Source organism: Delftia sp. WSY_10 (assembly GCF_043104705.1).
Lineage (GTDB): Bacteria > Pseudomonadota > Gammaproteobacteria > Burkholderiales > Burkholderiaceae_C > Comamonas > Comamonas tsuruhatensis.
In genome coordinates this window covers 284,395-304,970 of the sequence record NZ_JBICKY010000015.1, presented here as the reverse complement: position 1 = coordinate 304,970, position 20,576 = coordinate 284,395, and the positions used below count along the sequence as shown (strand labels likewise).

General features: G+C 68.2%; 21 protein-coding genes. 10 read left to right on the top strand and 11 right to left on the bottom strand.

Annotated elements, in window-relative coordinates:
• Window positions 1-17: 17 nt before the first annotated feature.
• On the top strand, window positions 18-1,025 hold the full coding sequence (locus ACF8ML_RS07775; protein ID WP_392406859.1) for a tripartite tricarboxylate transporter substrate binding protein: 1,008 nt from the start codon (window positions 18-20) through the stop codon (window positions 1,023-1,025).
• A gap of 12 nt (window positions 1,026-1,037) precedes the next feature.
• On the opposite strand, the gene ACF8ML_RS07770 is transcribed toward ACF8ML_RS07775, so the two are convergent.
• The gene (locus tag ACF8ML_RS07770; RefSeq protein ID WP_392406994.1) at window positions 1,038-1,808 is read right to left on the bottom strand and encodes a LuxR C-terminal-related transcriptional regulator; all 771 of its coding nucleotides are present in this window, start codon (window positions 1,806-1,808) and stop codon (window positions 1,038-1,040) included.
• Window positions 1,809-1,995: 187 nt separating this feature from the next.
• Here ACF8ML_RS07770 and ACF8ML_RS07765 point away from each other — a divergent pair, with 187 nt between their 5' ends.
• Window positions 1,996-2,484, top strand: coding sequence for a DUF3237 domain-containing protein (locus tag ACF8ML_RS07765; RefSeq protein ID WP_016453040.1), 489 nt, complete (start codon window positions 1,996-1,998; stop codon window positions 2,482-2,484).
• Window positions 2,485-2,530: 46 nt separating this feature from the next.
• The gene (locus ACF8ML_RS07760; protein WP_047327153.1) at window positions 2,531-3,538 is read left to right on the top strand and encodes a tripartite tricarboxylate transporter substrate binding protein; all 1,008 of its coding nucleotides are present in this window, start codon (window positions 2,531-2,533) and stop codon (window positions 3,536-3,538) included.
• Window positions 3,539-3,541: 3 nt separating this feature from the next.
• Here ACF8ML_RS07760 and nth read toward each other — a convergent pair whose 3' ends face one another.
• A complete protein-coding gene (gene nth / locus ACF8ML_RS07755; protein ID WP_046240335.1) occupies window positions 3,542-4,195 on the bottom strand; it encodes an endonuclease III in 654 nt (217 codons plus the stop codon).
• Between the two features lie 210 nt (window positions 4,196-4,405).
• Between nth and ACF8ML_RS07750 the strand changes: the two genes are divergently transcribed.
• Window positions 4,406-5,476 (top strand): YhcG family protein, encoded by a 1,071-nt coding sequence (locus ACF8ML_RS07750; protein WP_016445246.1) that lies wholly within the window; start codon window positions 4,406-4,408, stop codon window positions 5,474-5,476.
• 62 nt (window positions 5,477-5,538) lie between these two features.
• On the opposite strand, the gene ACF8ML_RS07745 is transcribed toward ACF8ML_RS07750, so the two are convergent.
• Window positions 5,539-6,447, bottom strand: a complete 909-nt coding sequence (locus ACF8ML_RS07745; protein ID WP_016445247.1) for a LysR family transcriptional regulator — start codon at window positions 6,445-6,447, stop codon at window positions 5,539-5,541.
• Between the two features lie 116 nt (window positions 6,448-6,563).
• Here ACF8ML_RS07745 and ACF8ML_RS07740 point away from each other — a divergent pair, with 116 nt between their 5' ends.
• The 4 genes from ACF8ML_RS07740 (at window position 6,564) to ACF8ML_RS07725 (ending at window position 10,741) form a co-directional block, all read left to right on the top strand.
• On the top strand, window positions 6,564-8,051 hold the full coding sequence (locus ACF8ML_RS07740) for an amidase (protein WP_047327154.1): 1,488 nt from the start codon (window positions 6,564-6,566) through the stop codon (window positions 8,049-8,051).
• 74 nt (window positions 8,052-8,125) lie between these two features.
• Complete coding sequence (locus tag ACF8ML_RS07735) at window positions 8,126-9,112, top strand: tripartite tricarboxylate transporter substrate binding protein (RefSeq protein ID WP_016445249.1); 987 nt, start codon at window positions 8,126-8,128, stop codon at window positions 9,110-9,112.
• Between the two features lie 178 nt (window positions 9,113-9,290).
• Window positions 9,291-10,487: a PLP-dependent aminotransferase family protein gene (locus ACF8ML_RS07730; protein ID WP_016445250.1), complete on the top strand. Its 1,197-nt coding sequence runs from the start codon at window positions 9,291-9,293 to the stop codon at window positions 10,485-10,487.
• The gene (locus ACF8ML_RS07725) at window positions 10,484-10,741 is read left to right on the top strand and encodes a SlyX family protein (protein WP_016445251.1); all 258 of its coding nucleotides are present in this window, start codon (window positions 10,484-10,486) and stop codon (window positions 10,739-10,741) included. The genes ACF8ML_RS07730 and ACF8ML_RS07725 overlap by 4 nt, the downstream gene beginning before the upstream one ends.
• Before the next feature lie 52 nt (window positions 10,742-10,793).
• On the opposite strand, the gene ACF8ML_RS07720 is transcribed toward ACF8ML_RS07725, so the two are convergent.
• From ACF8ML_RS07720 to ACF8ML_RS07700, 5 genes are all read right to left on the bottom strand, one after another.
• Complete coding sequence (locus tag ACF8ML_RS07720; protein WP_016445252.1) at window positions 10,794-10,928, bottom strand: DUF3149 domain-containing protein; 135 nt, start codon at window positions 10,926-10,928, stop codon at window positions 10,794-10,796.
• A gap of 141 nt (window positions 10,929-11,069) precedes the next feature.
• Window positions 11,070-11,531, bottom strand: a complete 462-nt coding sequence (locus ACF8ML_RS07715) for a type II toxin-antitoxin system YhaV family toxin (RefSeq protein WP_154834712.1) — start codon at window positions 11,529-11,531, stop codon at window positions 11,070-11,072.
• Entirely contained in the window at window positions 11,531-11,851 is a 321-nt protein-coding gene (locus ACF8ML_RS07710) for a type II toxin-antitoxin system PrlF family antitoxin (protein ID WP_154834711.1), read from the bottom strand. The genes ACF8ML_RS07715 and ACF8ML_RS07710 overlap by 1 nt, the downstream gene beginning before the upstream one ends.
• Before the next feature lie 73 nt (window positions 11,852-11,924).
• Window positions 11,925-13,352, bottom strand: a complete 1,428-nt coding sequence (locus ACF8ML_RS07705; RefSeq protein ID WP_016453036.1) for a M20 family metallopeptidase — start codon at window positions 13,350-13,352, stop codon at window positions 11,925-11,927.
• Window positions 13,349-14,377 carry a tripartite tricarboxylate transporter substrate binding protein BugE gene (locus ACF8ML_RS07700; RefSeq protein ID WP_392406854.1) on the bottom strand — a complete coding sequence of 343 codons (1,029 nt, stop codon included), beginning with the start codon at window positions 14,375-14,377 and terminating at the stop codon, window positions 13,349-13,351. Before ACF8ML_RS07700 ends, ACF8ML_RS07705 begins: the two co-directional genes overlap by 4 nt.
• Before the next feature lie 189 nt (window positions 14,378-14,566).
• Here ACF8ML_RS07700 and ACF8ML_RS07695 point away from each other — a divergent pair, with 189 nt between their 5' ends.
• Window positions 14,567-15,556 (top strand): LysR family transcriptional regulator, encoded by a 990-nt coding sequence (locus ACF8ML_RS07695; protein WP_070081001.1) that lies wholly within the window; start codon window positions 14,567-14,569, stop codon window positions 15,554-15,556.
• Window positions 15,557-15,665: 109 nt separating this feature from the next.
• The gene (locus ACF8ML_RS07690; protein WP_074923001.1) at window positions 15,666-16,205 is read left to right on the top strand and encodes a DUF2721 domain-containing protein; all 540 of its coding nucleotides are present in this window, start codon (window positions 15,666-15,668) and stop codon (window positions 16,203-16,205) included.
• Window positions 16,206-16,235: 30 nt separating this feature from the next.
• Here the strand turns inward: ACF8ML_RS07690 and ACF8ML_RS07685 are convergent, their stop codons facing one another.
• The 3 genes from ACF8ML_RS07685 to ACF8ML_RS07675 are packed head-to-tail and all read right to left on the bottom strand — an operon-like array spanning window position 16,236 to window position 20,576.
• Entirely contained in the window at window positions 16,236-16,685 is a 450-nt protein-coding gene (locus tag ACF8ML_RS07685; protein ID WP_279627039.1) for a type IV pilin protein, read from the bottom strand.
• Window positions 16,686-16,687: 2 nt separating this feature from the next.
• On the bottom strand, window positions 16,688-20,008 hold the full coding sequence (locus tag ACF8ML_RS07680) for a PilC/PilY family type IV pilus protein (protein WP_209669758.1): 3,321 nt from the start codon (window positions 20,006-20,008) through the stop codon (window positions 16,688-16,690).
• Between the two features lie 10 nt (window positions 20,009-20,018).
• Window positions 20,019-20,576: a PilX N-terminal domain-containing pilus assembly protein gene (locus ACF8ML_RS07675; protein ID WP_167368418.1), complete on the bottom strand. Its 558-nt coding sequence runs from the start codon at window positions 20,574-20,576 to the stop codon at window positions 20,019-20,021.

Genomic DNA, 20,576 nt, shown 5'->3' with positions numbered 1-20,576 from the left:
CAAATGGAGACATGACCATGCCGGATTCTTCCTTTCCCCTGCCGTCGAGCCTTTTGCGCCGCCGAAGCCTGCTGGCCGCCGCACTCGCCTTGCCCCTGCTGGCCCATGCCCAGGCCTGGCCCGCGCGGCCCATCGTGATGATCGTCCCGCAGGCGCCGGGCGGCACCAACGACATCGTGGGCCGGCTGGTCAGCCAGAAGCTGGCCGAGGTGCTGGGCGCCAGCGTGGTGGTCGAGAACCGGCCCGGTGCGGGCGGCAACATCGGCACCCAGGCCGTGGCCAAGGCGCCGCGCGACGGACATACCCTGCTGATGACCATCAGCAGCAGCCAGGCCATCAACCCCGCGCTGTACCGCAAGCCGGGTTTCGATCCGGTGAAGGACTTCCGGCCCATCGGCCTGATCGGCTCCGTGCCCAATGTGCTGCTGGCCCATCCCGGCTTTGCGGCCAAATCCGTGCCCGAGCTGATCGCCATGGCCCGGGGCCGGCCCGACGAGTTCCGCTATGCCTCGGCCGGCAACGGCACGCTCAACCATCTGCTGGGCGAGATGCTCAACAGCATGGCGGGCATCCAGCTGCAGCACGTGCCCTACAAGGGCGTGGCGCCCGCGCTCAACGATGTGCTGGGCGGGCAGGTACCGCTGCTGTTCGGCAGCCTGCCGTCAACGCTGCCCCATATCCAGGCCGGCCGGCTGCGCGCGCTGGCCGTGAGCGGCGCGGCGCGATCGCCGCTGCTGCCCGATGTGCCCACCATTGGCGAGACCGTGCCCGGCTACAACGGCACGCTGTGGGTGGGGCTGTTTGCTCCTGAAGGCGTGCCCGCGCCGGTGCTGGCGCAGTTGCAGGACGGCATGGCGCGTGCGCTGGCGGCCGGCGATCTGCGGGGCAAGCTCGAAGCCTCGGGCGTGGAGCTGGCCGGGCCGGCGGACAGGCCCGTGCCACCCGCCCAGATGGCGGCCCTGCTGCGCGAGGACATCGCCAAGTGGGCGCGCATTGTGAAGGACTCCGGCGCCTCGCTGGACTGAGCCCCGGCCCTTTCAGCCCTGCGGCTCCATGGCCAGCGCGAACAGCTCGCTGCGAAAGTGGATGCCCAGCCGTGCAAATGCGCGGTTACGGTAGGTCTTGACGGTGGGCAGGCTGAGGGACAGGTCGCAGGCAATGCCCTCGTGCGTCATGCCCTGCAGCAAACGGGCGCACACATCGAGTTCGCGCGGCGTGAGGCCGGGCTGTGCCTGCAGCAGGCGCATGCGCAGGGCGGGCAATGTCTGGCGCTGTCTGGGCTGGAGGGCTGGGGACGCCGATGCCGCAGCCACGGCAGGCTGCGCCTGTGTCAGCGCAATGTGCTTGTGCGCCAGGGCCAGCAGCACGGGCGCCATGCTCTCGAAGCAGCCGATCTGCGCATCGCCCAGCGCCCTCTGGTGCTGGTGGCGGTAGAAGTTGACGGCAAACACGCCGCCGTCGTCCTGGTGCTCGACGATGGACACGCGCTCGGCCATGCCGTGCGCGTCGTAGACCAGGGCGCGGTGCTCGCCTTCCACCTCCTGGGCCGTGATGTGGCACAGCGCCGTGCTGCGTGCCGGCGCTGTGCCGCCGTGCTTCCACGTGCTGTCGCGCAGATGGGGGCCTGAGAGATAGGCGCGCCAGCACTCGCGCGTGGTGTCGCGCGCCTCGCTGCTGGCCGACAGGAACAGCTGCGGCCGGCTGCGCTGCCCCGTGCGGTAGACCGACCAGGAGGCGACAGGCAGCAGCGCGTTCATGGCCTGCAGCACCTGCAGGGCGAAGCCCGGCCCACCCAGGCTGGACACCATCTGGCCCAGCGCATGGCTGGACGCCTGGCCGGGCAAGGCGCTGGCGTCAAGGGCGGGGGAGGGGCAGGTCCAGTGTCTCAAGGGATGGCAGGGGCGGGCAGGGCGCTGTCATCTTCCGGGATGACGGCCTGCCCGGGCAATGGTGCTTATGCTAGGTCCCGATCCCATTCACCGGAGCCCCAGAACCATGCCAGATGACGTGCCGCAGCTTGCGGCCTTGCCCGATCCGCGCTTTCGCTTCTTCGCCGACCTGAGCGTGCAGGTGGGCCCGCCGCAGGAGGTCGGTGCCACGGCGCACGGCGGGCGCCGGCTGATCCCCATCCTGGGCGGCACGGCCCGGGGCGACGGCTGGAGCGCGCGCGTGCTGCCCGGAGGCGCGGACTTCCAGCGCATCGTGCACGGCGGGCTGGCCGAACTCGACGCGCGCTATGTGCTGGAGACCGATGCCGGCGACCTGATCTATGTCTGCAACCAGGCCCTGCGCAGCGGCGACCCGGCGCACATGGCCAAGCTGGCACGTGGCGAGCCCGTGGACCCTGCACATATCTACTTCCGCTGCGCGCCCCGCATGGAGACGGCCAGCCGTGCGCTGGCCTGGATCAACGAGCGCCTGTTCTTCGGCACCGGCGCGCGCCATCCCGATCGCGTGCAGATGCGCTTTCACGAGCTGCTCTGAGGGGGCCTTCCCCGCTTCGATACCTACAACACAGGAGACACAACACATGAACAACCCTGCATCCAAGGCGCGCCGCGCCGCCGTGGCCTGCACTCTTGCCGCCGTGCTGGCCACCGGCCTGGCTCCCTGGGCCGCGGCCAGCGCCCAGCCTGCTTTTCCGAGCAAGCCCGTGCGCCTGCTCGTCGGCTTTCCTGCGGGAACGGGGCCGGACATCGTGGCACGCCTGCTTGCGCAAAAGCTGTCCGAGCAATGGGGCAACCTGGGCGTGGTCGTGGACAACAAGCCGGGCGCTGGCGGCCTCATCGCCGCCAGCGAGGCGGCACGCGCCGTGCCTGACGGCTACACGCTGATGCTGGGCGAGACCGGCCAGCTCAGCATTGCCCCCAACACCTACCAGCGCCTGCCCTACGATCCGCAAAAGGACTTTGTGCCCGTCAGCCAGGTCGTCACCTCCGACTTCGTGCTGCTGGTCAATCCGCAGAAAGTGCCGGCCCGCAATGTGCTCGATTTCGTGGCCTGGGCGCGCCAGCGCAAGGAGCTGTTCATCGCCACCTTCGGCGCCGGCACGCCAGGCCACTTCGGCGCCTTCATGTTCGGCAATGCCGTGCAGCTCAGGCCCGAGCCCGTGCACTACAAGAACACCAACGATGCCCTGGGCGGCCTGTTCAGCGGCGACGTGCAGGCCGTCTTCGCCACGGCGGCCCTGGCCGCGCCCCAGGTCAAGGCCGGCAAGCTCACGGCCCTGGGCAGCACGGGCGCCACGCGCACCCCGTCCATGCCCGATCTGCCGACCATCGGGGAGCAGGGCTATCCGTCACTGCAATTCAATTCCTGGTTCGGCGTGGTCACGCCCGCGAAGACGCCGCCCGAGATCGTGGCCAGGCTGCAGGCCGACATCGTGCGCGCCCTGCAGCAGTCCGACAGCCGCAGCCGGCTGGAAGAGGCCGGTTTCCGCGTGACGGGCACCACGGGCGACGAACTCGCCCGCATCATGCGCTCCGACACGGTCACCTGGGGCAAGGCCGTGGCGGCCACGGGCTTCAAGGCCGATTGAAGCTCAGCGCTTGCCCGCAGCCGGCGCAGGCGTCTTGGGCGAGTAGTCGCAGTACGGCGCCACCACGCACTCCCAGCAGCGTGGCTTGCGGGCCTGGCAGACGTAGCGGCCCAGCAGGATGAGCCAGTGGTGCGAGTCCACGGCATAGGCCGGCGGCACGCGCTTCATGAGCTGCATTTCCACCGCCAGCGGCGTCTTGCCTGGCGCCAGGCCCGTGCGGTTGCCCACGCGGAAGATGTGCGTGTCCACGGCCATGGTGGGCTGGCCAAAGGCGACGTTCAGCACCACGTTGGCCGTCTTGCGGCCCACGCCGGGCAGGGCTTCCAGTTCCTCGCGCGTGCGCGGCACCTGGCCGCCGTGGCGGTCGACCAGGATCTGGCAGGTCTGCATCAGGTGTTTGGCCTTGCTGCGGTACAGGCCGATGGTCTTGATGTAGCCCTCCAGCCCTTCAAGTCCCAGGTCCAGGATGGCCTGGGGCGTATTGGCCACGGGAAACAGCTTGCGCGTGGCCTTGTTCACGCCCACGTCCGTGGCCTGGGCCGAGAGCAGCACGGCAGACAGCAGCTCGAACACGTTGGTGTATTCCAGCTCGGTCTGGGGCGAGGGGTTGGCGGCCTTGAGTGTGGCGAAGAAGGGTTCGATGCTGGTGGTTTTCATTGTGGGAAGCGCGTGTCCATCGATGTGGCGAGCATTGTCGTGCAAGTGTGATTTCTAGGACTGTTCTGGTTTTTGATGTCTGCGAGGGCCAGATCGTCTGGTTATGCCGTTGCGGCGTTGACGTGCTGGGGCCGCATGGCAATAGTGGGCCGGATCGATTCCGCCGACACCACACATACAGACAACACGCCACCAGGAGGGGGCGACCGCATGGCCACTCGCAAGATATCCGTTTCTCCCGCGATCGCGGCGGCGCAGACCCTGCTGGGTGATGTCCGCGACCTGATCGAGGCCGCGCGGCTTCGGGTGGCTTCCACCATCAACAGCGAAATGACCCTGCTGTACTGGCATATCGGCCAGCACATCCATGACTGCGAATCCGAGGTGCGGCAGGCCGGCTGCAGCGACAAGGTCCTGCCCTCCCTGGCCGGGCATCTGGTCCAGGGCTATGGCGGCAGTTTCTCGGAAAAGAACCTGTGGCGCATGGTGCAGTTCTCCACCACCTTTCCTGATGAGCCCCTGGTCATCTCGCCCACGCGGCAGTTGAGCTGGGCGCATTTCATCGCGCTGATTCCGCTCAAGGACGCCCTGCAGCGCGAGTACTACGCCAGCATGGCGAGCATTGAGCGCTGGAGCGCTCGCACGCTGCGCAGCCGCATCGATTCCCGGCTGTACGAGCGCACCGTGCTGTCCTTCGATGCGGACACGCTGGTCGCGCAGGAGCCCACGCAGCGAGCCACCGAGCGCATGTCGCCAGCGCTGTTCATGCGAGACCCCTACATCCTCGACTTCCTGGGGCTGCACGATGCCTGGCAGGAGGGCGACCTGCAGGCGGCCGTCATCCGCGAGATGGAAGCCTTTTTCCTGAAGTCGGGCATGGGCTTCAGCCTGGTGGCGCGGCAAAGGCACATGCAGATGGATGACCAGGATTTCCAGCTTGACCTGCTGTTCTACCACCGCAGGCTGCGGCGGCTGGTGGCGGTGGAGCTGAAGGTGGGCGAATTCGCGGCCGAGGACAAGGATCGGATGGAGCACTACCTGCGCTGGCTGGATCGGCATGAGCATGAGCCGGGCGAGGATGCGCCGCTGGGCATCATGCTGTGCTCGGGCAACAGCTCGGAGCAGATCGAGCTGCTGGAGCTGGGCCGCGGCGGCGTCCAGATGGCCGAGTATCTGCCCGGCCTGCCTGCTCGCCATGTGCTGGCCCAGCGGCTGCGGGAGGCCACGCGCCGGGCGCAGTGGCACTGGGCACAGTGCCACCTGGAAGTCGGGCAGGGCTGAGCACGGGCGCCGGCCTGCAGTCCATCCCTTCCGTCTTTCTCTGCTTCTTCTACTTCGTCTTCTTACCCGGGAGGCAGCAGCTCCCGCAGATGCTCCACGAAGGCCCGCACTCCCTTGGACAGCGTGCGGCCTGCCAGCGTCTGCAGCTCGATGGCGCGTGCATTCATGCCGCGTTCGCGTATGGGCACCGCATGCAGTTCGCCACGGCGCACACGCTCGCGCATGGTGACCTCACCACCCAATGACAGGCCGCCGCCATGCAGCACGAAGTGCACCAGGGTCTCGAACTGGCCGCTGACCAGGGCAGGCTCGAACACCAGGCGCCGGTGGCTGCAGGCAATGTCGAACAGCTGGCGCGCGGTGTTGGCGTCCTCGGGCAGGGCAATGGCATGGGGATGCATCTGGGCCAGGGTGATGCTGGCATGCCGGGCCAGTGCGTGGTCGGGCCGCATGATGGCGACCACGGGCGAGACCTGGCGGTGCCAGACCTCGATATCGCGTGCCGCCGCACGGCTGTAGGTCAGGCCGACATCGGCCTCGCCGCCCAGCACGGCCTGGGTCACGGCGGCAGGCGCTTCCACGCGCAGGTGGAACTGCATGCCCGGGTACTGTTCACGAAACAGCGCCATGGCGCGCGGCAGGAATTCGATGGCAAAGCCGCCCGAGCTGCACACGCGCACCACGCCCCGGCGCAGGCCCTGCAGGGCCTCGATGTCCGAGACCACGCGGTCGGCCTCCAGCGCACCGCGGCGCGCGTGGGCGGCCAGCAGCTCGCCTGCCGGGCTGGGCGCCATGCCGCGCGGGCGGCGCTCGAACAGCGGCACGCCCAGCATCTCTTCCAGACCGGCGACCTGGCGGCTCACGGCCGAGGGCGAGACGTTGAGCCGCGCGGCGGCATCGCTGACCGAGCCGCTGCGCACCACTTCGAGAAAGTAGCGCAGGGCCGTGTCCTGAAGGCGGTTGGAAAGCATGTGGCTCCCATTTATGGTTTGCGGAAAACGCAACGATAAGCCGAGAAAATGGCGATTGTCGAAATATTTGCGCCTGCTTATGCTGACTTCGTTCTGTCACAAAAACGAGGAAATCCATGGAGTCAAGCACAAGCGCCGCTGCGCTGCAGCCGGATCTGGCCACCGGGGGCGGTGCCGTGGTGGAGATGTCGGCCGTCGCGCTGTCCAAGGCCATCCACGGCCGCGAGCTGTCCTGCCTGGAAGTGCTGGATGCCTACTGCGCCCAGATCGACCGGCTCAACCCCGTGGTCAATGCGCTGGTGGCTCCGCTGGACCGGGACTGGCTGCGCGGCCGCTCCCGCGAGCTGGATACGCTGCTGGCGCGCGGCCAGAGCCTGGGGCCGCTGCACGGCTTTCCGCAGGCGCCCAAGGACATCATGCCGGCCGCAGGCATGGTCACGACCAAGGGATCGCCGATCTTCGCGAACCAGCTGTCGCAGGCCGATTGCGTGGTGTTCGAGCGCATGCGCGCAGGCGGTGCGCTCTTCGTGGCACGCAGCAATTCGCCCGAGTTCGGCCTGGGCGGCCATACCTACAACCCGGTCTACGGGACCACGCGCAATGCCTTCGATCCTTCGCGATCGGCAGGCGGCAGCAGCGGCGGGGCGGGCGTGGCCGTGGCGCTGCGCATGCTGCCCGTGGCCGATGGCTCGGACATGATGGGCTCGCTGCGCACGCCGGCCGCCTTCAACCATGTCTACGGACTGCGCACCTCGGTGGGCTGCGTGCCGCATGGCCCCTCGGAAGAGGTGTTCTTCCAGCAGTTCAGCGTCGCCGGCCCCATGGCGCGCGACATCCCCGACCTGGCCCTGCTGCTGTCCGTGCAGGCAGGCTTTGATGCGCGCCTGCCGCTGACCCGCCGCAGCGAGCCGCCCCAGGACTGGGCCGCGCAGCTGCAGCGCGACTGCAAGGGCCTGCGCATCGGCTGGCTGGGGGACCTGGGCGGGCACCTGCCCACCGAGCCTGGCCTGCTGCAGACCTGCCGGGCGGCGCTGCAGCATTTCACGGCCGCAGGCTGCACGGTGGAGGAGGCCGTGCCGCAGTTCGATTTCGAGCGCCTGTGGCGCGCCTGGATCGACCTGCGCAGCTTCAGCGTGGCCGGCGCCAACGCCGCCTTGTACAACGATCCGGCCAAACGCGCCCTGCTCAAGCCCGAGGCCGTCTGGGAAATCGAGCGCGGTCTGACGCTGCCGGCCATGGCCGTCTATGACGCGGCGCGCGTGCGCTCGGCCTGGTATGAAACATTGCGCCGCCTGTTCGACAGCTACGACTTTCTGGTGCTGCCCTCCGCCCAGGTCTTTCCCTTCGACGCAGCGCTGGACTGGCCTCACGCCGTGGACGGCCGCGAGATGGACACCTACCACCGCTGGATGCAGACCGTGGTGCCTGCCACCATGGCCGGCCTTCCGGCCCTGGCCGCGCCTGCGGGCTTCGGGCCGCATGGCTTGCCTGCCGGGCTCCAGATCATCGGCCCGGCGCAGGCCGACCTGGCCGTGCTGCAGATCGGCCATGCCTATGACCAGGCCAGCGGCTTGTCGCGCGTGCGCAGCCCGCTGCTCGACTGAAGACTGACGACTGAATTGCCGCATTGAGCTTGTTCCCAGGTTCCCGTTCCCTCGTTCCCCAGGAGATCCGTGCCATGGCCTTGTCCCGTTCCCGTTTTCTGTCGTGCCTGATGGCCGGCGCCGCTGCGCTTGCCTTGCCCTTGGCGCATGCCCAGGCCCAGTCCTACCCGGATCGCCCGATCAAGCTGGTCGTGCCCTTTGCGCCCGGCGGCGCCACCGACATCCTGGGCCGCCTGCTGGCCACATCGCTGGGAGAGCGCCTGGGCCAGCCCGTGGTGGTGGAAAACCGTCCCGGCGCGGGCACCGTGGTGGCGGGCGCGCTGGTGGCCAAGGCGCCGCCCGATGGCTACACGCTGCTGCTGGGCGCCAGCACCACGCTGACGCTGAACCCCGTGATCCGCAACCCGCTGCCCTACGATCCGCTGCGCAGCTTCACGCCGCTGGGCCTGGTGGCCGACATGGGGCTGGTGCTGGTGGCGCACAACGAAACGCCTGCACGCACCCTGCCTGAACTCGTGGCCCTGGCCAAGGCCGATCCGGACAAGCTGTCCTACGGCTCCTTCGGCACGGGGTCGTCGGTGCACTTCGGTGGCGAAATGCTCAAGACCGCCACGGGCATGCGCATGGTGCATGTGCCCTTCAATGGCAGCTCGCCCAGCCTGACCGCGCTGATGGGCGGCCAGGTGCAGGTGGCCGTGGACACGGTGGTGGCCACCACGCCGCTGATCAAGGCCGGCAAGATCCGCCCCATCGCGGCCCTGGGCCCGCAGCGCCTGCCCCTGCTGCCCCAGGTGCCCACCGTGGCCGAAAGCGGCTACCCCGGCTTTGCCATGGACACCTGGTTTGCCTTCCTCGCACCGGCCGGCCTGCCCGCTCCCATCCAGAAGAAGCTGGAAAAGGCGCTGGCTGACACCATGGCCGAGCCGGCCATGAAGAAGAAGCTGGTGGACATCGGCCTGTCGCCCGCATGGGGTCCGGGCAGCGCGCTGCAGGAGCGCATCGAGCGCGAACTGCCGCAGATGCGCGCCGTGGCCGCCAGGGCCGACATCAAGGTGGATTGAACGCAGCTGCCTTCCGGGAGAGAGGGGGCAGAGATGGCGTCTTCCCCTTGGGAGGCGCCGTGCAACGGGAAGGCGCGAAGCGACTCAGGGGACTTCTAATCGTGCAGGAAAGCTGCGGCAGGATTGGCGACAATGCAGGCTTCGCCTTTTCATCGCATCGACAACGAGAATCCTGCCCATGCAATTCGCCGACCGTCTGAACAACGTAGAAACCTCCGCCATCCGCGAGCTGTTCAAGCTGCTGGGCAAGCCCGGCATCATCAGCTTCGCGGGTGGTTTCCCGGACAGCGCCATGTTCGACGTGGCCGGCATCAGCGCCGCCTCCCAGGCAGCGCTGCAGCAGGAGCCGGGCGCCGCGCTGCAGTACGGAGCCACCGAGGGCTACCAGCCGCTGCGCGAGCAGATCGCCGCCTTCATGGCCGGCAAGGGCGTGCGTGAGCTGGCCCCCGAGCAACTGGTGGTCACCACGGGCAGCCAGCAGGCGCTGGACCTGCTGGGCAAGACCATGATCAACCCTGGCGACAAGGTCATCGTGGAAGGCCCGACCTTCCTGGCCACCATCCAGTGCTTTCGCCTGTACGGCGCGCAAGTCATCAGCGCGCCCATCGATGCCGAAGGCGCCCAGGTCGATGCGCTGGAAAAGCTCATTGCCGAGCACCGCCCCAAGCTGGTCTACCTGATTCCCACCTTCGGCAATCCCAGCGGCGCCATGCTGAGCCTGGAGCGCCGCAAGAAGGTGCTGGAGCTGGCCGTCAAGTACCAGACCCTGGTGGTGGAAGACGATCCCTACGGCGACCTGTATTTTGGCGAGGCGCCACCTCCCAGCCTGCTGGCCCTGTCCAGCCAGGTGCCCGGCAGCCGCGATTGGCTGGCGCACTGCGGCTCGCTGAGCAAGGTGCTCAGCCCCGGCCTGCGCATCGGCTGGCTGGTGGCCCCGCCCGAGCTGCTGGCCCGCGCCGTGATGTGCAAGCAGTTCAGCGACGCCCACACCAGCACCTTTGCCCAGGCCACGGCCGCGCAGTACCTGAAGTCCGGCGCCATGCCCGCCACGCTGGCCCATGTGCGCGAGGTCTATGCGCGCCGCGCCAAGGCCATGGGCGATGCGCTGCGCGAGCACCTCGGCGATGCCGTGGAATTCCTGCAGCCCCAGGGCGGCCTGTTCCTGTGGGTGCGCCTGACCGGCAAGGGCGGCGCGCTGGCCGATGCCGGCGAGCTGGCCAAGCGGGCCATCGCCCAGGGCGTGGCCTTTGTGCCGGGCGCGCCGTTCTTCGCGCAAAACCCCGATGCCACCAGCTTCCGCCTCTCGTTCGCCACGGCCGACGAGGACAAGATCCGCGAAGGCATCGCCCGCCTGGCCCAGGCGCTCAAGGCGTGAGCGTGGCTGGGGACAACGAGCGCAGCGGCGAACGCGACGAGGCCCAGGCCCTGCAGGCGCGCGTGATGGAGCTGGAGATCAAGGCCAGCTACACCGACGACCTGCTGGAGCAACTGAACCTGACCATCTACCGCCAGCAGCAGCAGATCGACCGGCTCCTGGACGAGCTGCGCGACCTGCGCCGACGGGTGCCGGAGGGCGGGCCCGCCGGCGGTGCGACCCATCTGCGCGACGAGCTGCCCCCGCACTATTGAGTGCGCAGGGCTGCATGCGAATGCCCAGGCCAGGCCCTGCCTGGGCATCTTTTCATTCAAGCGGCTTGTTGGCCACGTGCTTCATCTTGCCCAGGAACAGGCGCAGGAAAAAGCCCGCCATGATCAGGATGAAGACGATGACGCCCAGGCTCATCAGCCCGTAGTCGGTGGAAAAGAGATCGATCATCAGCTTCACAAGTCCTCCTGTGGTTTGTAGGTATCGGTGGGGTCCCGATCCGACTATCGCCGTGGCATGGCGTGGAGGGCTTGTGATGGGTCAACGCGGCGGCGGGGCGGGTTTGCGGCAGCGCAAAGGCCGGGTGCCCGGCTACTGCGGGCCTGCGTGCCAATGTTCCGTGCTGGCCGCTTTCAGATCTTCCCAATCGTCGGGCGGATGGCCGCGTCCGAGCATTTTTTCGAAAACTGCATAGGGGTCGGACGCGCTGCTCGACGAGCGAAGGGTCTGCTCGTCGTTGACCCATGCGAAGACGATCACCCTGGAGCGGGAGTCGTACCGGAAGAACAGCCTGAACCTTCTGCCGATCTTGGCCCGCCGCCAGTGGCGGTGGCTGGCTCCCAGCGTATTGCCCTGGCGGTATTCGTCGCGTGAGGGATCGCCGGGAATCACTTCCAGCATCAACTGGCTCAGAGCCCTGAACAGTTTGACGTTGGCATTGGAGCCGAAGTCTTGCGGACTGTTGTGCTCTGCGCGTCGGGCGGCCTGGTGCAATTTGCGCAACTGTTCCACCACGCAGTCATGGAACAGCAGGGTCCAGCCGTGGCGCTGCATCAGATCACCACATCGCCCTGGATATCGTCATCCAGGTCCACCGTACGACCTGCGAGCGCAAGCATGTCGCGGGCCAGGTCGTCGGGCAGGCTCTGGAGCCTTTGGCCGGACTGGATATCGGCAGCCAGCAGATCGAGGAAGGCCGCTATGGCGGGGTCCTGATGCTCTTCTTCGGCGCGGCTGACAACGACCAGGCCATCCTCGCGCAGTCGGAATGCAATCTTGCCGCCCGCATCGACGCCCAAGGCCTGGCGTATGGGCTTGGGCAGCGTGACCTGGCCCTTGGAGGTGAGGGTGGCCAGTTCATGGATGTCGGGCATGGCGCAATCCTTCACAAATGACTTGGGAGATGAGTGTAAGGAATTTTCCTTACATTCGTCGATGCCAAGGACATCACCCCCGCATGAACGGCAAGGGCACCTCCGCAGGAATCGGGCAGGCATAGGGCCTGCCGCCGCGGCGCTCGAGCAGCTCCGCCTTGGCCTCGGCCATGCGCTCGGGCCGCTGCAGCAGGGCGATGGCGGTGGCCGCCATCACCTGGGCGGCGCGCACCATGCCGGCGTGGGCCAGGCCGGACTGGCCCTGCGAGACCATCTGCCAGGAATGCAGCGGCGTGCCGAAGGCGTAGCAGGCCACCCAGGCCTGGACGGTGGGCGTGATCCAGCTCACATCGGCCACGTCGGTGGAGCCGAACAGGGTGCCCTCCACAGCGGGGTCGTAGGGCGCCAGGCCCTCGAACACGGCCGGCACCTTGCCGCGCAGCACGCTGGCCAGCGGGCGGCTGACCTGGTCTACGTCATTGCTGTCCAGCGTGGCCTGGAAGTCGCCGGCCAGGCTGTGCAGGCCGGGGTCCACGCGCAGCGGGCCCAGGGCCTGCATCTGTTCGTACATGACCTGGTTCAGCGTGCGGTTCTGCAGCAGGTTGGAGCAGGCCTTGTCGAAGACGATCTCCAGCCGGCAATCCGTCATCAGCGCTGCGCCGCGCGCCACGTTCTGCACGCGCTCGTAGAGTGCGGCCGCCTCGTGGTTGCGTGCGGCCCGCACCAGGTACAGCACCTCGGCGCGCGCCTGCACCACGTTGGGCGACAGGCCGCCCGAGTCGGTGATGGCGTAGTGCACGCGCGCATCGGTGGGCATGTGCTCGCGCAGGTAGTTCACGCCCACGTTCATCAGCTCCACGGCGTCGAGCGCGCTGCGGCCCAGGTGGGGGGAGTGCGCGGCATGTGAGGCCTTGCCGTGGAAGACGAACTTCGCCTGGATATTGGCCAGCGTGCTCTGGCTGAACACGCCGGAGAAGCTGGCCGGGTGCCAGGTCAGCGCCGTGTCCACATCGTCGAAGACCCCGGCGCGCGCCATGAAGGTCTTGCCCGATCCGCCTTCTTCGGCCGGGCAGCCGTAGTAGCGCACGCGCGCCTTGGCGCCGCTGCGGCGCAGGTGCTCCTGCAGCGCGATGGCCGCGAAATGCGCCGAGGTGCCCAGCAGGTGGTGGCCGCAGCCGTGGCCGGCCAGGCCCGGGCTGTCGGTGGACGGCGTGCAGACCAGGGCGCCGCTTTGCTGGTTCAGGCCCGACAGTGCGTCGTACTCGCCCAGGAACGCCAGCACCGGGCCCTCGTCGCCCCATTCGGCCAGAAAGGCGGTGGGAATGCCGGCCAGGGCGCGTGTGATGCGAAACCCGGCCTGCTCCAGCGCATCGATGTGCAGCTGGGCCGAAGCCGTCTCGGCATAGCGCAGTTCGGCCAGCGACCAGATGCTGTCGGCCAGGGCCGCCATGCGCGCGGACTGCTGCTGGAAGAAATCCTGGAGATGATCGACCGCGCTCATTCCGGCTTCACTCCTGCCTTGTCCAGCAGCGCCTTGTTGCGCTGCAGTTCGCTGGCGATCTGGGCAGGGAAGCGGCCCTGGTCCATCTCGGTGACCGATGCGCCCAGCAGCTTCAGGTGCTTTTGCACCTCGGGCAGGCGCACGGCCTTCGTGGACGCTTCCTGCAACTGCCGGACGATGGCGGGCGGCGTGCCGGCCGGCACGACCAGGCCGAACCAGCTGATGCCCAGCTCGTTGAGCTGCGCATAGCCCAGCTCCTTGAAGGTGGGTACATCGGGCAGATCGGGCGAGCGGCTGTCGCCCGACAGTGCTACGGGGATGAGCTTGCCACCCTTGATCTGGGGCATGGCCGAAGGCAACTGATCGGTCATCACCTGCACCATGCCCGCCAGGGCGTCGTTGAGCGCCGGGCCGTTGCCGCGATAGGGCACGATCTGGATCTGGGTCTTCATGGTCTCGTTGAAGGACGCCACCATCAGATGGCCCAGCGTGCCCAGGCCCGGCACGCCCGCACTGTAGGCGCCGGGCTGGGCGCGCAGCCTGGCCAGGAACCCCGCGAAATCCTTGACGCCCATCTTGGGATGGACCATGTAGACCGATGGCATGGTCACCAGGTTGGCCACGGGCAGGAGCCTGCCTTCCAGCCTGGCGGCGCGCGTGTACAGCGAGGGGTTGATGGTGGCCGTGCTCACCGTGGCCATGCCTATGGTGTATCCGTCTGGCACGGCCTGGGCAATGCTTTCGGTACCGATCAGGCCGCCCGCGCCGGCCTTGTTGTCCACCACCACGGGCTGGCCCAGCGTGCTGCGCAGGCCTTCGGCGATCACGCGCGCGACGATGTCGGTGGAGCCGCCGGCCGCAAAGGGCACGATGAGCTTGACGGGCTTGCTCGGATAGGCGTCGGCCGCATGGGCCGTGCGGGCCAGGGTGAGGCCGCACAGCGCGGCGCAAAGGCCCGCGCCCAGGGAAAGCAGGGTGCGGCGCGGCAGGTGAGAGAGAGGCTGTAAGAGGGGCTTGGCTTGCATGGCATGGACTCCATCGACGGGGAGGGAGCCGCAGCCTGGGCCGTGCCGGCTCCCGATGCAGGCGACTATAGAAATCCTGCCGCCCGCGTGGGCCACGGTATTTGTGCCAAGCTATAAGCCGTTCCGATAGCTTGCCCTTTGCCGCCTGTGGCGCGCCAGGGCCTGCCTGGGGAAAACACCAAGATTCCCATGAGCCACGATTTTGACGACCGCGAAGGCCTGGACGATGCGGCCACGCCCCAGGGCCGGCTGCTGTTCTCGCGCCTGACCAAGCATGTGCGCCTGCGCCAGCTGCAGCTGCTGGTGGCGCTGCAGCAATGCGGCTCGGTGGTGCAGGCCGCCGCCACGCTGCACATGAGCCAGTCGGCCGCCACCCAGGCGCTGGCCGAGATGGAGCGCGTGCTGGACATCCGCCTGTTCGAGCGGCATGCGCGCGGCATACGCCCCACGCTGGCCGGCCAGACCCTGGTGGACACGGTGCGCGGCGTGCTGGCCGCGCTGGAGGAGGTGGCGGAATCGCTGGCCGCCATTCGCCGGGGCGCCGCGGCCGCGCTGCGCCTGGGCGCCATTCCGGCGGCGGCCCTGGCCATTCTTTCGCCCCTGCTGGCGCGGTTCTATGCCGAACACCCCGAGGTGCATGTCGATGTGCACGAAGACGCCAGCACCCGGCTGCTGTCCCAGCTGCTGGGCGGCGGGCTGGATGCGGTGTTCTGCCGCGAGCCGGCGCTGCTGCCCGGCCCCTTCGTCTTCGAGCCGCTGCTGGCCGACACGGCCGTGGTGGTGGCCGCACGCTCGCATGCACTGGCCGGGCGCCGTGGCGTGCCGCTGCAGGCCTTGACCGGCGCGCGCTGGGTGCTGCCCACGGCCAACATCGCCGTGCGCGGGATTTTCGAGGCCGAGGTGCTCCAGGCACTGCCCGATGCGCCCTGGTTTCCCGTCTCCACCGTTTCCCTGCCGATACTGGAAGGCCTGTTGAGCCAGCCCGGCGCCGTGGCCCTGGTGCCGTTGAGCATCGCGCCGGGCCTGCAGACCCATGCGCGCGTGTGCCGGCTCGACGTGCAACTGACGGGCCGGCTGGCGCCGCTGGGCGTGGTCCGCCGCCGCGACCGGGCGCCCGCCCTGCTGGACCAGATGCTTTCGCTGTGCGCGCAGGTTCTGCCGTCACCCCCGGCGCGCTGAAAGCGGGCGGCATGGCTTCTTGCGGCCCCCGGTTGCGGCCACAATACTGTCCGCGCGAAAACACGGCAGCACGGCCGGACCAGACAACAGAAAGCACGCAGAGGACCGCATGATCAATTGGTCGCTAGACGCCGATACCGTCACCCACAGCATCCAGCTGGCGCTGGCGCCGGTGTTCTTCCTGACGGCCGTGGCCGGCATGATAGGCGCCGTGGCCGGGCGGCTGGCCCGCATCATCGACCGCGCGCGCAAGCTGGAGGAACTGCTGCGCACGCCGCAGGAGGAGGAATTCATCGCGCGCAGCCTGACCGAGCTGCACTTTCTGCGCAAGCGCGGCCGGCTGGCCAATGTCTGCATAGGGCTGCTGACCGTCTGCGGCTTTTGCATCGGCCTGACCATTGCCCTGCTGTTCCTGGGCGAGGCCTACGGCATCAACGGCCATGGCTATGCGGTGCTGGGCTTTCTGTTCGGCGTGCTGATGTTTCTCTCGGCCCTGGCCTGCTTTCTCTGGGAAACCATCATGGCCACCAGCCTGCTGGACTTCCACACCCTGACCCGCGTGCGCGCGGCCGTGCGCACCATACAGCGGCCGGAACCTGCCGGACCCGGGGCGCCGGCCCCCAGCCCTGGGCCGGGCAGCGAGCCCTGAGCGCGGCTGCCGGGCCACGCTGCGCAGCTGCTACCAGCAATCGCGTGCAGGCAGGGTGCCATTGCGGACCCCACCCACGCCCAGGTGGTCGTAGGTGAAGGTATGGCATTTGTCGCTGAGCTGGCTTCGCAGCGGTGAGGCAATGAGGGTGTAGCTCGATGCGGCGGGGTCAGGACTCAGCGACAGTTCGTAGAAACCGTCGGGAGATCGGCTGGCATAGACGCCGGTGCCCCCCAGCGTCGCACCCTCGTAGGTCAGGTTGGCGGAAAAGTACTTCTCCATGGCGCCTGCGGCCTCCAGCAAGGCGCGCCTGCCATCGGTGCGGCGGGACTTGCGCAGGTATTCGGCATAGCTGGGATAGGCGATGGCCGACAGGATGCCGATCACGGCCACCACCACCATCAGCTCGATCAGGGTGAAGCCGCGTGCCACCCGGCGGCGGCGACCAGGCGTCGGCAAGGGGTTGTTCTGCATGCCCATGGTCAGTCCAGGCCCAGCGGATGGATGTCGGCCGGGGTGTCCTCGCGCCAGGAAATGCGCCTGTTGCTCAGCGGCCCCTTGCTTTCTGCCAGCGACTGCAGGCCTGCGGTGCTGTTCATGACCTTGGTTTCCTGCTTGCCGTTGTTCAGGATGGCGGGCTGCGAGCTGATGCCCTCCAGCCGCGCGCCCCCGGTGGCGCGGTCGTTGTCGCCGTAGCGGTCGCTGCCGTCCACCGTACCGTCGCCGTTGATGTCGAACAGGCCGTCGGCATACTTCTCCGCGCCCTGGCCGTCCAGCGAGAGTTCCATCAGCCAGCTATGGCCGCCTGCCGTACACATCTGCGTGCTGGGCACGGCCGTGGTGAAGATGATGCGGTCGCGGCGCAGCATGGGATGGGTGATCAAGCGCTCGCCCGCGTCGGCCAGCGGCATGAGCCAGTTCCTGTTGCCGGGGCGGCCGTCGGAGATCAGCCGCAGGGACATCTGCGTGGTGCGGCCATCGCCGTTGGCGGCGCCGGCGTCGACACTGGTGACCTTCAGCACGCTGTGGCTTGCGGAGGAGCCCCCGGTGCCTTCGTCCAGCAGGCTGAAGAAGTACTGGGATGCGGAGGCCGGGGCCGCAGCGTCATGGTCGCCGACCTCGAAGCTCTTGCCCGTGCCGTACAGTAGCTGCACGTGGGATTGCAGCGTGCCGTGGCTGATCTTGGCCTCAGGCCGCGTGGTGATGGGCTGCCCGTGGAAGCTGCCGCCCCAGGGGGTGGTCATCGGTGCAGGAGTGCCGTTGACCGACGGCACGATCCCGCCCCCGTCCCCGCTCGCGGCCATGAGGTCGAAGCGCCACATGTTGCCCTGCAGGTCTCCCGCATAGACGCGGTCCACCAGCCCGTCGTCGTCCAGGTCCACGGCGGCCGGCGTGCTCAGGCCATTGGGCCACCTGCGCTGGCTGTCTTGCACGCCTCGGCGAGTGTCCCATTTACTGTGCAGCGCGCCGGTCTCCAGGTTGACGGCGTACAGCACGGCATTGCCGCTGGTGCTGGCCGCGCCGTCCGCCTCCACATTGTTGTAGCCGTTGCCGAACAGGGCCATCCAGCCTGCCCGGGTCCTGGCGATGGAAGGCTGCGCGAAGCTGAAGCCCATGTCCATATCGAAACCGGCGGGTCGGTTGCTGCCCGGTGCGCGCCGGTCGCGGTCGCCGAACTCCCACAGCACGACGTTCTTGGCGGCGGCTTCGGTGATCGCATCGGGATCGGTGATGTCCAGCGCGTACACGCCCTGGCCCCCTGCGCCCAGACCCCCCACGAGGATGGTCCGCCACCGGCCGCCAATGAAGGCATCGGACACCATGGGCGAGCCGTCCACGTAGAAGCGGTGGCGGTAGTTCGGATCGGACAGCTGGCGCAGGTGGGGGATCACGGTCGAGGGGACATAGGCAAAGAGCTCCTGCCCCGTGTCCGCGTCGAAAGCATGCAGCATGCCGTCGTTGGCTCCCACGTAGACCATCTTGCGGCGATCGGCCCGTGCCTTGCGGAATTCGCGGTAGGAGGCCTCGGTGTAGGGCATCTCGGGCGCGCCCACATACACCGGGGCCGAGTTCACGATGTCGCCCAGCAGGCTGGTGCGCCTGCGCAGGGGTCCACGGGGCGCTTCCCCTGCCTGGCTGCCCCGCAGGTAGGCCAGCACGTCGGGCGATCCGATCTGCCTTTGCTGCTCGGGGTTCAGTGCTTCCCAGGCAAAGGCCACGCCTTGGCGCGTGTCGGGCCGGTAGCTGAGGATGCGGCGTGTCGCAGGAATGCGTGCCTCCCACTGCGCCTGTTCGGCCACCGCATTGCCTGTGATGCTGTGCGCTGACAGCGTGCCGCTCCAGTCGCGGGGATCGAAGCGGGCCTGGTAGATCCTGGTGCTGCTGGACACGTTGGTGGAGTTGGCCGCCACGGCGGCCACGCTGGAGGAGCGGGCGGCGATGTCGGCGAAGATCGCCTGCAGGGCGGTATCGAGGGTCGCGGGGTCGTTGGCCGCGAAGGCGCGCTCCGTGCCCCCGGCGGCGGCCACCTCGTTCAATTGCTCGGGATTGGTGCCGAAGGGCAGGGCGAATCCGATGACGAAGGTCTCCACGTTGGCCTCTTGCCTGAGGCGCCGCGCGGCCTCTGCCGTCTGGCGCAGGCCTGCCGCCATGTCCTGGATGATTTTGCCGTTGGGCCGGGTCGAGGGCAGGCCATCGGTGAGCAGCACCACAAAGTTGCGGCCGCAGGACTGGGGCAGCGGATAGCAGGCGGGCACATAGCCTTCTGCGGCATTGCGCCAAAGCTCTTCGCCCTGGAAGTAGTCCAGCGCCGTCAGCAGCGTCCCCTCAAGCGGTGTGTTGCCCGCGTTCTGCAGGGGCCGGGCGGGATCACGGGGCGCGTTAAGCAGAAACTGCGAGGTGGCGAGCTTGCGTTCCAGAGCGGCCCTGTGGGCGACGTCCAGCGGCCGGATGGGCTGGTGCAGGAAGCCGCGGCCCGGAAAGCTTTCGCTGAACCAGGCCTGTCCTATGGGAGTGTCGAACATCTGCCTGCCGAAGTCGTAGATGCCCTGGGCATAGTCGGAGTCGGTGGGGTTGAACATTGCCCGGCCCCGGAAGTTGTTGTATCCCGCATTGCCGGTGGTGTTGGTGGCGTTGGTAGTGCCTGTCTTGCCGCTGAAGCATGAATAGACGTCCCAGGGGCCATCGACGGTCTCGTTGGTGCGGAAGCCGTCGGGATTGGCGGGCGTGGGCCCGGCGTTGGCCGTGGCGGAAAAGCAGTGGCTGGAGGTGTTGCCGCCACCATAGAACGGCAAGGCCACGTTGTAGTAGATGAAACGCCCTTTGTCGCTGGGGTTGGGAAACCTGAAGCGCTTGCGGGTGGGGCTGGCGCGCGTGCCCCTCCATTGCGGGTCGAAGTGGTTGGGGTCGTAGCTGACGTCGTATAGCGAGTTGCTCAGGCTGCGCGGGACGACGTCTTCCTGCTGGTAGGCCATCAGGCCCAAGTTCATGCGCCCCTGGTAGCGTTCGATGATGGTGCGGGCAGCGGCGCGGGCGATCTCGGACTTGCTGTCAGTGCTGTCGCTGCCGACGGCGGAGCCGTTCGGGGCCTCGTCCATGCTGTTGGAGTTGTCCATGATGAGCAGCACGTTGGGCGTGGCGTTCTGCGTGGCCATCAGGGGCGCCTGTGAAATGTTCAGGGGCACGGGGCGCACCGGTGCCGTAGGCTGCTGCGCGCGGGGGGCGGCCATGCAGGCAAGCAGCAGCATCGCCACTGCCGCCGGAAAGAGGGGAGGGCAGGGCTTTTGCAGAGGGAGTTTGCGCATGGTCTTTCCTTCAATTGATGTACATGCTTTGCAGCACCACCCGCGAGGCCGGACTGCCATCGGCGCGCCGGGCCGCTCCCATGCCGATGGCCGTCACGCGAAAGACGGGAGGGCGGCCCTGGTCGGCGCCATAGCCCTGCACCACCACGCTTTGCGCAGGGGTCTCCAGCCGCTCGATGAGGTAGCGCGGTGTCGGTGCTCCCTGGGGGCCGGGGGAGGTCTGCCCGGTGCGCGTGCCCAGCGCCACGCCCAGCGTGTCCTGGGCAATGAGCGCCTCGGACCACGAGCTGCCGTCTTCCCTGGGCAGGCACAGGCCCGCTGTGCAGGCATCGTCAAAGGCCTCCAGGGCCGGGTTGCGGGTGGTGATGTCCTGCTCCCCGTCGCGCAGCGCGGCCTCGGCGGCCTGGAAGGCGATGTGCCAGTCGTTGCGGTTGCCCGTGGACCGGCCCTGCAGCAGGCCCATATTCATGGCGGCCAGCGACAGCATCACCAGGGCCATCATGATGATCATGGTGGTGATGAGCGCCAGGCCGCCCTGTGTCCGTGTTTGTGTCCGTGTCCTTGCCAT

What these genes read in the sequence shown, in the direction of transcription:
- nth (WP_046240335.1), bottom strand. Translation starts at nt 4,195, where the DNA reads ATGAAAACCACCAGCATCGAACCCTTCTTCGCCACACTCAAGGCCGCC.
- ACF8ML_RS07675 (WP_167368418.1), bottom strand. Translation starts at nt 20,576, where the DNA reads ATGGCAAGGACACGGACACAAACACGGACACAGGGCGGCCTGGCGCTC.
- ACF8ML_RS07745 (WP_016445247.1), bottom strand. Translation starts at nt 6,447, where the DNA reads ATGCTTTCCAACCGCCTTCAGGACACGGCCCTGCGCTACTTTCTCGAA.
- ACF8ML_RS07735 (WP_016445249.1), top strand. Translation starts at nt 8,126, where the DNA reads ATGGCCTTGTCCCGTTCCCGTTTTCTGTCGTGCCTGATGGCCGGCGCC.
- ACF8ML_RS07775 (WP_392406859.1), top strand. Translation starts at nt 18, where the DNA reads ATGCCGGATTCTTCCTTTCCCCTGCCGTCGAGCCTTTTGCGCCGCCGA.
- ACF8ML_RS07700 (WP_392406854.1), bottom strand. Translation starts at nt 14,377, where the DNA reads ATGCAAGCCAAGCCCCTCTTACAGCCTCTCTCTCACCTGCCGCGCCGC.
- ACF8ML_RS07740 (WP_047327154.1), top strand. Translation starts at nt 6,564, where the DNA reads ATGGAGTCAAGCACAAGCGCCGCTGCGCTGCAGCCGGATCTGGCCACC.
- ACF8ML_RS07715 (WP_154834712.1), bottom strand. Translation starts at nt 11,531, where the DNA reads ATGCAGCGCCACGGCTGGACCCTGCTGTTCCATGACTGCGTGGTGGAA.
- ACF8ML_RS07690 (WP_074923001.1), top strand. Translation starts at nt 15,666, where the DNA reads ATGATCAATTGGTCGCTAGACGCCGATACCGTCACCCACAGCATCCAG.
- ACF8ML_RS07680 (WP_209669758.1), bottom strand. Translation starts at nt 20,008, where the DNA reads ATGCGCAAACTCCCTCTGCAAAAGCCCTGCCCTCCCCTCTTTCCGGCG.
- ACF8ML_RS07705 (WP_016453036.1), bottom strand. Translation starts at nt 13,352, where the DNA reads ATGAGCGCGGTCGATCATCTCCAGGATTTCTTCCAGCAGCAGTCCGCG.
- ACF8ML_RS07760 (WP_047327153.1), top strand. Translation starts at nt 2,531, where the DNA reads ATGAACAACCCTGCATCCAAGGCGCGCCGCGCCGCCGTGGCCTGCACT.
- ACF8ML_RS07685 (WP_279627039.1), bottom strand. Translation starts at nt 16,685, where the DNA reads ATGGGCATGCAGAACAACCCCTTGCCGACGCCTGGTCGCCGCCGCCGG.
- ACF8ML_RS07710 (WP_154834711.1), bottom strand. Translation starts at nt 11,851, where the DNA reads ATGCCCGACATCCATGAACTGGCCACCCTCACCTCCAAGGGCCAGGTC.
- ACF8ML_RS07695 (WP_070081001.1), top strand. Translation starts at nt 14,567, where the DNA reads ATGAGCCACGATTTTGACGACCGCGAAGGCCTGGACGATGCGGCCACG.
- ACF8ML_RS07730 (WP_016445250.1), top strand. Translation starts at nt 9,291, where the DNA reads ATGCAATTCGCCGACCGTCTGAACAACGTAGAAACCTCCGCCATCCGC.
- ACF8ML_RS07765 (WP_016453040.1), top strand. Translation starts at nt 1,996, where the DNA reads ATGCCAGATGACGTGCCGCAGCTTGCGGCCTTGCCCGATCCGCGCTTT.
- ACF8ML_RS07770 (WP_392406994.1), bottom strand. Translation starts at nt 1,808, where the DNA reads ATGGTGTCCAGCCTGGGTGGGCCGGGCTTCGCCCTGCAGGTGCTGCAG.
- ACF8ML_RS07720 (WP_016445252.1), bottom strand. Translation starts at nt 10,928, where the DNA reads ATGATCGATCTCTTTTCCACCGACTACGGGCTGATGAGCCTGGGCGTC.
- ACF8ML_RS07750 (WP_016445246.1), top strand. Translation starts at nt 4,406, where the DNA reads ATGGCCACTCGCAAGATATCCGTTTCTCCCGCGATCGCGGCGGCGCAG.